This is a genomic window from Acetobacter lovaniensis (genome assembly GCF_014207635.1).
In the GTDB taxonomy this organism is placed as follows: domain Bacteria; phylum Pseudomonadota; class Alphaproteobacteria; order Acetobacterales; family Acetobacteraceae; genus Acetobacter; species Acetobacter lovaniensis.
The window spans coordinates 50687-59364 of record NZ_JACHIE010000017.1; the positions used below are offsets into that span (position 1 = coordinate 50687).

The window sequence follows — 8678 nt, forward strand, 5'->3', positions numbered from 1 at the left end:
CAGGTATAACGCTGCCTAGCCCGTGCTGAGCAGGGTGGTTTTTGTCAAATGCTGTTCGCGCCATGCACGGGGGGACAGGCCACTCCATTTGCGGAACGCACGGCTGAAAGCACTTGTCTCGGTATAGCCAAGGGCGAGGGCGATTTCCCCCATATCCGGGCCAGCCTGACCGAGCTGGCGGCAGGCTTCGGCGTAGCGGACTTCTTCAAGCAATGTGCCGAAGGAAAGGTTGAACTGGGCCAGCCTGCGTTGCAGCGTCCATGCTGGCATGTTCATGCGCTGGGCAATGTCTGAGAGTGTGCAGCAGCGTTCCGCCAGTCCCGCGCGGATCATGGAGGCAATCTGCTCCTTGAGCGATGGGGCCGAGGTACTCTGCCCGGTGCTGTGGTGGTTGCGGGAGAGGGAAATCAGTGATGCCCGCATGATTTCGAGCATGTTTGCGTTGGCCTCGGGCATGGGGCGTTCCAGCCCGACCTTGCGGAATAGCAGGGCGTTTGTCACATGGCCAAAGTGAATATCTGCCTGAAACGCATCCCTGTGTTCATGAGTCTGTTCGGGTTGATGGTGTTCAAACAGAACGGCTTCGGGCACCCAGTCCTCCCCCATGGCGTGGCGGAGCACATTGCAGAACATGCCCATGGTCAGCTCTGCATCATGCCTGCGCTGGGTAATGCTGGGGTCCTGAATAGCGTATTCCAGCCGGAGTAGCCCGTTTTCCTGCTCGATCAGCTGCGTGTGTGTGTTGCACTGGTGGTAGCCAAAATGGCTGGCCAGATTGCGTACGGCATCCTCCGCCGTGGCGGACAGGAGCGCAATATACCCTACAAGGCCCAGCATTTCCGGCTGGAACTGCTGCCCGAACCAGAGGCCCAGATTGCCATCCTGTGTCTCACGCGCGGCTTCTTCAAACAGGCGGCAGTATGCCGTCAGGTCCAGCCTGTCCGTGGGCAGGGCAAACTGGCCGGTGGTCAGGCCCGAACGCCCGGCAATCCGGTCAATATCCCCCCCGCGGGAGGTAATGAAGTCTTCAACACCGGTTGCGGCGGCGGCCAGCACACCAGATGTCGGGCTTTGCATCGGGTCAGACATGGCAGGATACGTCTATGTAAGGGTGCAGTTTGTTTTGAATCATCAATAAATTGTTCCCTCCAGTCAAGTCTCAAGCGGATGATGCTGCTATTGTAACGGTATCGAACTAAACTGCGAGGTGCCCCGGGCTCCTTGCAGCAGGACTGTGCATGAGCAGGAGGCTGGCCATAATGGGATATCGTCATGGACTGGGGGGGGAAACTTACCACTTCTCCGATCTCAAATCCCTTCTGGCCATTGCCTCATCCGTGCGCTCGGGGGACCAGTTGGCCGGTTTGGCCGCCCAGTCCGATGCCCAGAGAATGGCCGCCCGTTATGCCTTGGCCGATGTTCCGTTGCGCAGTTTTATCCAGACCGTACTCGTTCCGTACGAAGAAGATGAAGTGACGCGCCTGATCGTGGATACCCATGATCATAAAGCCTTTGCTCCCATAGCGCATATGACGGTGGGAGAGTTCCGTGACTGGCTGCTCTCGCACGAGGCGGATACGGCAGCCCTTGCACGGATTGCGCCGGGCATTACGCCAGAAATGGCCGCCGCTGTAAGCAAACTCATGCGCAATCAGGACCTTATCAGCGTTGCGCGCAAAATCCGGGTCATTACCAGCTTCCGCAATACAATCGGCCTGCCCGGCTGCCTGTCTTCGCGCCTGCAGCCGAACCATCCGACAGATGACCTCAAGGGCATTGCAGCCTCTACGCTGGATGGCCTGCTTTACGGTATGGGGGACGCCGTTATTGGCATTAACCCGGCAACCGATAGTGTGGCCAATGGTCTGGCCCTGCTGGATATGCTCGATCAGGCCCGCCAGCTTTATGACATTCCAACCCAGACCTGCGTGCTGACCCACGTTACCAATACGCTGGAAATCATGAACCGTGGTGGCGCGGTGGACCTTGTGTTCCAGTCCGTGGCGGGCACGCAGAAAGCGAATGAGGGGTTTGGGGTCAACCTTGCCATTCTGCAGGAGGCGTATGATGCGGCTCTGGCACTCGGCCGTGGCACGGTCGGGCAGAATGTCATGTATTTTGAAACCGGGCAGGGGGCGGCCCTGTCCGCGGGCGCACATCACGGCATTGATCAGCAGACGGTAGAGGCCCGGGCCTATGCCGTGGCGCGGGCGTTTGATCCTTTGCTGGTGAACACGGTGGTCGGCTTTATTGGTCCCGAATATCTGTATGACGGCAAGCAGGTCATACGTGCAGGGCTGGAAGACCATTTTTGCGCCAAGCTTATGGGTGTGCCCATGGGGTGTGACGCCTGCTACACAAACCACGCCGAAGTTGATCAGGATGATATGGACAACCTGATGACCCTGCTGGGCGTGGCGGGCATTACCTTCCTGATCGGGGTGCCCGGTGCGGATGACATCATGCTCAATTACCAGAGCCTGTCCTTCCACGATATTCTGACCCTGCGGAACATGCTTGGCGCACGCCCGGCCCCCGAATTTGCTGCATGGCTGGAGCGTATGGGGCTGTATGACAGCCTGAGCAACCACATGCGCCCTCTGGAACTTGGGCAGACGCAACTGGCCAGGCTGGTGGGTGCAGCATGACGGAATACGGCAAACCCCAGAAGACCCAGCCCGGCGCGGCAGCAGATGCGTGGCAGCCCCTGCGGAGCCTTACCCGTGCGCGCATTGGTCTGGGCCGTAGTGGCAATGCACAGCGCACAATGGATGTTCTGGCTTTTCAGGCCGCTCACGCTCAGGCGCGCGATGCCGTACATGCACCGCTGAACGTGCAGGCCATGGAGCAGCAGTTGCGTGGCGCTCCCTGCCTGCATGTGCAAAGCCGGGCCACGGACCGCGCCACGTATCTGCGTCGCCCGGATCTGGGCCGCAGGCTTTCGGAAAACTCTTTGCATATGCTGCGCAAAGAGGCGTGGGACGTTGTTTTTGTTGCAGCGGATGGTCTTTCCTCCATTGCGACCCAGACAAACGCCATACCTGTTTTTCAGGCCATACAGCCTCTTTTGCAGGGGTGGCGGATAGCTCCTTTGGTGATTGCAACGCAAAGCCGCGTCGCCTTGGGGGATGAGATTGCACAGGCCATGGGGGCCAGCATGGTCGTCATGATGATTGGCGAGCGCCCCGGCCTGAGCGTTGCGGACAGCCTTGGCATTTACCTGACATACGCACCGTATGTGGGGTGCCCGGATTCCTCACGGAACTGCCTGTCCAACATCCATGCACACGGCATGACGATACCTGCTGGCGCAAGCAAGCTGGCATGGCTGATGCAGGAAGCCAGACGGCTTGGCCTGACTGGTGTCGGTTTGAAAGACGCTGCCCCGGATCAACTGGCAGGCAGCAACACACTATCTTTACATGATAAGGACACAGACGCATGAGTGAGAGCAGCGGGACAAAGCTCAGCCAGTCTCTCGGTGCCTTCCATTTGTGGGGGATTGCCGTCGGACTTGTCATTTCTGGCGAGTATTTTGGCTGGAGTTACGGGTGGGGAACGGCCGGAACGCTCGGATTTCTGGTGGCCACCGTTTTTGTGGCTTTGATGTACACGGCCTTTATCTTCAGTTTTACAGAACTGACGTGCTCCATCCCGCATGCAGGTGGCCCTTTTGCCTACAGCTTTCGGGCATTGGGGCGCTGGGGCGGGCTGATTGCTGGCCTTGCAACCCTGATCGAGTTTATTTTTGCGCCACCAGCCATTGCACTGGCTATTGGCGCTTACCTGAACGTCCAGTTCCCCGGGCTTTCTCCCAAGGTGGCAGCTCTGGGTGCGTATCTGGTGTTCATGACGCTCAACATCGTAGGCGTGCATATTGCAGCAACCTTTGAGCTGTTTATTACTATTGCCGCCATTGTTGAGCTTCTGGTGTTCATGGGGGTTGTGGCGCCAGCCTTTACATGGGACCATTTTCTGGCAGATGGCTGGGGTGGGGCTCCCCATTTTGGCTGGCAGGCGTTGGGCGGTATTTTTGCAGCCATGCCTTTTGCCATCTGGTTTTTTCTGGCCGTGGAAGGTGTCGCCATGGCTGCGGAAGAAGCGCGCGAACCCCGCCGCTCCATTCCCATTGCATATATTGCTGGTATTCTTACCCTTGTAATGCTTGCTTTTGGCGTCATGATTTTTGCTGGTGGTGTGGGTGACTGGCATACCCTGTCCAACCTGAATGATCCCTTGCCACAGGCCATGAAGCAGGTTGTGGGCGCGCATAGTGGCTGGCTGCACATGCTGGTCTGGCTGGGGCTGTTTGGGCTTGTGGCCTCCTTGCATGGGATTATCATGGGGTATGCACGCCAGATGTTTGCTCTTGCCCGTGCCGGGTTCCTGCCGGAAGTTCTGGGGCGGCTGCATCCGCATTTTAAAACCCCGTATGTGGCAACACTGGCGGGCGGTGCCATCGGAATTGCTGCTATTTTCTCCGATGATCTGATCCGCATTCAGGGGCAGTCACTGACCGCCACGCTGGTCACCATGTCCGTCTTTGGCGCGTTGACCATGTATATGCTGAGCATGATCAGCCTGTTCCGTCTGCGTCGGACCGAACCCACGCTGGTGCGTAGCTACAAGGCCCCACTTTATCCCGTTCTGCCGGGCTTTGCCCTTGTCGCGGCGTTGATTGCCCTCGCTGTCGTAATTTATTACAACATCGAAATATTTTTTATCTATTCAACTATGATGTTGGTTTGTACAGTATTCTTCATGAGTAAGTTCAAAAAAGAATGAGCCGTAGCCACAAGATATAGTTTCTTTATTGGATTAGGATTGTTGAGATGCGTAAAAACTTTGTTCAGGAAGTTCACTTCCTTCTTGCGGCATGTGTATCTGGTGGCTCGTTGCTTGCATCGTATGCCCATGCAGCAGAAACTACGGTTGCTCCCGTGTCCCTGAACTCCGCTCAGGTTGTTAACGCACCTATCAGCACACCGCCTGAAGCGGAAAAAGCCGCAGGCACGCCTTCTGATGGCGAGGAAGTTCCCGCTGGTGTGAGCAGCGAAGATGATGCGATGAAGCCCACCGTGGGCAATCTCTTTCATCCCAAAGCCGGGCAGACACCCACTTACTGGCAGGGGCTGGAGGCACATGTGTCGGTTGAAGGGGGTGTCACCGGTAACCCATGGACACGCTCGGGCCGCAACTTTGCGCAGTATTACACGGACCGCGCCAACACGGCGACCCTTAACCAGATCATGGGCTCCATCTCCCATCCTGTTACGTCTGTTGGCAAAGGTTATGGTCTGGGGTTTGTGTTTGAAGCCATGTATGGCTCGGATGCACGCTTTGACCCGACCCTTGGCATGGGCTCAGGCTCCTTGCATGGCCTGTACCAGTGGGCACCTACGCAGGCCCATATAGATGCCCATCTACCATGGATTTTCAAACGTGGGATTGATGTCCAGATCGGTCAGATGTACGGCATCATGGGGGCAGAGGGTACGCCGGCACAGGCTCGTCCGTTTTACACCTACAATTACGCGTCCGATTATATCGTGCCGTTTGAAACGGTTGGTGTTCTGGCCACCATGCATCTGACCCAGCACATGGACTGGATCCTTGGGGTGGATGCCGGGAACTCCACAACCTTTGGTTCTTCGGGGAACAACAACAAGCCTAAAGGGTATTTTGGTTTTGCATGGAACAAGCTGCTTGATGGCAAGCTGGATATGCACGCCATCGGTCATTTTGGCCCACAGGGCAACAATGGCCGCCAGATACAGTCCGCTGAAGGCTGGCTGAGCGCTGGTCTGGGCAAGTCCGCCAACAGCCTGATGCAGTATAACGGGGACTTCATGGCAACCTATCATGTGAATGATAAGATGACGGTTTCCGTCAACGGCACCTATCTGCATGATGATGCCTTGCGTGACGATGTTTATGGTGTCAGCACTTACTTTTCCTATGCCTTTCACCCGTGGCTGACCCTGAACGCCCGTGGCGAGATTTTTCGGGATAATGCGGGCATGGTTATTGCTGAATATTCCAGCTTTAACTCTTTTACGCAGTATCTGAGCAACAAGCCGTATCCCTACTACAGCGCCCCGGCCACAACTTATGGTGAACTCACGGTCGGCGTAACGTATAAGCCGGAGTTCATTAACAAAAAGCTGGCTCTGGGTGGTTTTATTATCCGGCCTGAAGTCCGTCTGGATAAATCGCTCAACGGCACACACCCTTTCAATCAGGCTGGCACTGTTGCTAACCCGGTCGTTAACAACGGCACAAACAATATGTTCTGGTTCAGTTGTGATGCAACCTGGGCGTTCTGAGGTTCATCCGCAGGATTGTTACTGGATAAGTCATCAGAAAGGCCTGCGGATATGTCCGCAGGCCCTTTTGTCGATAAAATAAATTTTATTCCGGGGCGTCGGGTCGTTTCAGGTGGCTGTGCCGAAGAGGCGTATCAAATCCAGTCTTCGTAGCCGTATTGTCTGCAACATGATGCCAGTAAGACGATTGCCTAAAACGAATCAATTTTGAAATAAAGACGTGAAATCTGACCGGAGAGATGGGCACCATGGGTGCTGCCGGAGAAAGACATATCAACCCCCTTGGCATTTTCCATCACAATCCCGGCAGGACCGGAGCCTACGGCAACGTCTCCGCCAACGGTCCAGTAAGTCCCCTCAAAGTCCTGCAGACGCGCAAGGTTGCTAACGCAGCCAGTGCCGGTAACCGTTGCGCTACCAAGGGCAAGGGCACCACCTCCCTTGACCGATATGGGGTAACGCTGCCCGCCATATGTCAGCGTTCCATGTCCCCACATGTAACCAATGGCCGCGCCTACTTCCTTCATGGAGATTTCAATCTGCCCATCGGATGCGGTATCGCACGCGGTCTTGGCCATGGCCTGCCCACATAGGGTCGAGGCCACAATAAGGGAAACAACACCGGAGCGAAAAAAGGACATGAACAGAACTGCCAGACGTCTGGAAAGTGAAGAAAATGACATGTCATGGAAAGAGCAAAAGGGCAATGCCGAAACGTTGTAATAAACCCGTATTTTAACGGTAACATGAGAACAGGTCAGGCAGTGCGCTTCAGGGGTTTTTGACGACCGGACGACTCTTTCCTATTAGGGGCCTCTTTGTCGCGGAAATTTTCAGTCAGAACGGGAGAGGAATTACGCCGATGGCAGCTGCTACGCAGTTCGGAAATACCAGACGGCGGACATACGCCATCCTTGTCGCTCTCGGTTTGGGAATTGTATGCGGGCTGTCCATCCATGTCTGGGCACCCGCATATATCGGTGCGGCAGAACAGGCATCAACATTGCTGACCGGGCTGTTCCTCAGGCTGATTCGTATGGTCATCGCGCCGCTTGTGTTTGCCACGCTGGTCAGCGGCATAGGCAAGCTGGGGGACGATACGCTGGTTCTGCGTGTCGGCGGCAAGGTTATCCTCTGGTTTCTGGCCATGTCCTTTATCTCACTCACCATCGGGTTGCTGGCGGCCAATATTTTGCGACCGGGAGCCGGGTTCACCGCACCGCTTCCGGCGGATATCGGCTCCCTCAGGCACGCCTTCCAGCCAGTCGATTTTGTCTTGCATATCGTGCCGACCAGTATTCTGGATGCAATGTCACGGAATGACATTCTCCAGATTGTTGTTTTTTCGGTTCTGTTCGGGGTGTCTTTGCCTGCGGCGGGCAAGGCTGGCAAAACCATGCTCTCATGGTCGGAGGAACTGGCCCATATCATGCTGCGCATGACCGATATGGTCATGGTTCTGGCTCCGATTGCCGTCTTTGGCTCCATCATGGGGAGCCTTGCTCATAGTGGGCCGGAAATGATGATGCATTTCGGGCGCTTTCTGCTCCAGTTCTATGGAACGATCATGACCTTATGGGTTGTGCTGACCTTTATTACCTTCTGTGTCATCGGGCCCAGGGTCAAGGAGTTGATTCAGGAGCTGGTGCAGCCTGTCATCCTTGGTTTTGCAACGGCCAGTAGTGAGTCTGTTTACCCGCTGCTACTTGAGCGGCTGGAAAATTTTGGTGTGCCGTCCCGCATTGCGGGGTTTGTTCTGCCCTTGGGCTATAGCTTCAATCTGGATGGGTCCATCCTGTTCCAGTCTTTCGGCGCCATCTTTATCGCGCAGGCTTACGGTATTCACCTGCCGTGGACACAGCAGGCACTGATGGTGCTTGTCATGATGCTGAGCAGCAAAGGCATTGCGGGGGTGCCACGGGCGTCTCTTGTCACGCTGGTCGCTGTCCTGCCGCAGTTCGGCCTGCCTGAAGCGGGCATTGCCCTTATTCTGGGGATTGATCATTTCCTCGACATGGCGCGCACGGCTACCAATGTGCTGGGCAATGGCTACGCGGCAGCCGTGTCCGCCAAATGGGAGGGCGTTTTGTCCGAAGGCCCGACCGAAGACGTTATCTGAGAGCCAGGCGACAGCGCGTGAAGAGATAGGAGCGGGCTGTGAGGCCCGTTTTTATTTTGTGTTAGGAACGTTAATTTTCGGGAATGGCGGTTTTCTGGGGTTTTTTGTTTAGGTTATGATTTTGTTTCATTTTTTTTTTTTCTGCTGTTGACGGTATAGTGTTTGTGGGTATAGAAGCTGCTTCACCGAGACGAAGTGATCTTGGCGGTTTCGGAAGTTTCTGCTAAGGTTTT

General features: G+C 55.8%; 7 protein-coding genes. 5 read left to right on the forward strand and 2 right to left on the reverse strand.

The genetic code is table 11. The features are described from left to right. Nucleotides 1-15: 15 nt before the first annotated feature. A complete protein-coding gene (gene qhpR, locus HNR55_RS14225; RefSeq protein WP_166116433.1) occupies nucleotides 16-1089 on the reverse strand; it encodes an AraC-like transcriptional regulator QhpR in 1074 nt (357 codons plus the stop codon). 170 nt (nucleotides 1090-1259) lie between these two features. On the opposite strand from qhpR, the gene HNR55_RS14230 reads away from it, so the two are divergent. Genes HNR55_RS14230 through HNR55_RS14245 form a run of 4 tightly spaced genes read left to right on the forward strand, consistent with a single transcriptional unit; the run spans nucleotide 1260 to nucleotide 6326 of the window. Beyond that, complete coding sequence (locus HNR55_RS14230) at nucleotides 1260-2648, forward strand: ethanolamine ammonia-lyase subunit EutB (protein ID WP_166116435.1); 1389 nt, start codon at nucleotides 1260-1262, stop codon at nucleotides 2646-2648. Next, the gene (gene eutC / locus HNR55_RS14235; protein WP_166116437.1) at nucleotides 2645-3445 is read left to right on the forward strand and encodes an ethanolamine ammonia-lyase subunit EutC; all 801 of its coding nucleotides are present in this window, start codon (nucleotides 2645-2647) and stop codon (nucleotides 3443-3445) included. Before HNR55_RS14230 ends, eutC begins: the two co-directional genes overlap by 4 nt. Next, on the forward strand, nucleotides 3442-4785 hold the full coding sequence (gene eat / locus HNR55_RS14240) for an ethanolamine permease (RefSeq protein ID WP_166116439.1): 1344 nt from the start codon (nucleotides 3442-3444) through the stop codon (nucleotides 4783-4785). The genes eutC and eat overlap by 4 nt, the downstream gene beginning before the upstream one ends. Before the next feature lie 47 nt (nucleotides 4786-4832). Further along, nucleotides 4833-6326, forward strand: coding sequence for an outer membrane beta-barrel protein (locus tag HNR55_RS14245; RefSeq protein WP_166116441.1), 1494 nt, complete (start codon nucleotides 4833-4835; stop codon nucleotides 6324-6326). Between the two features lie 191 nt (nucleotides 6327-6517). On the opposite strand, the gene HNR55_RS14250 is transcribed toward HNR55_RS14245, so the two are convergent. Continuing rightward, nucleotides 6518-7009 (reverse strand): hypothetical protein, encoded by a 492-nt coding sequence (locus HNR55_RS14250; protein ID WP_166116443.1) that lies wholly within the window; start codon nucleotides 7007-7009, stop codon nucleotides 6518-6520. A gap of 179 nt (nucleotides 7010-7188) precedes the next feature. On the opposite strand from HNR55_RS14250, the gene HNR55_RS14255 reads away from it, so the two are divergent. Further along, nucleotides 7189-8445: a dicarboxylate/amino acid:cation symporter gene (locus HNR55_RS14255; RefSeq protein WP_166116445.1), complete on the forward strand. Its 1257-nt coding sequence runs from the start codon at nucleotides 7189-7191 to the stop codon at nucleotides 8443-8445. Nucleotides 8446-8678 lie beyond the last annotated feature (233 nt).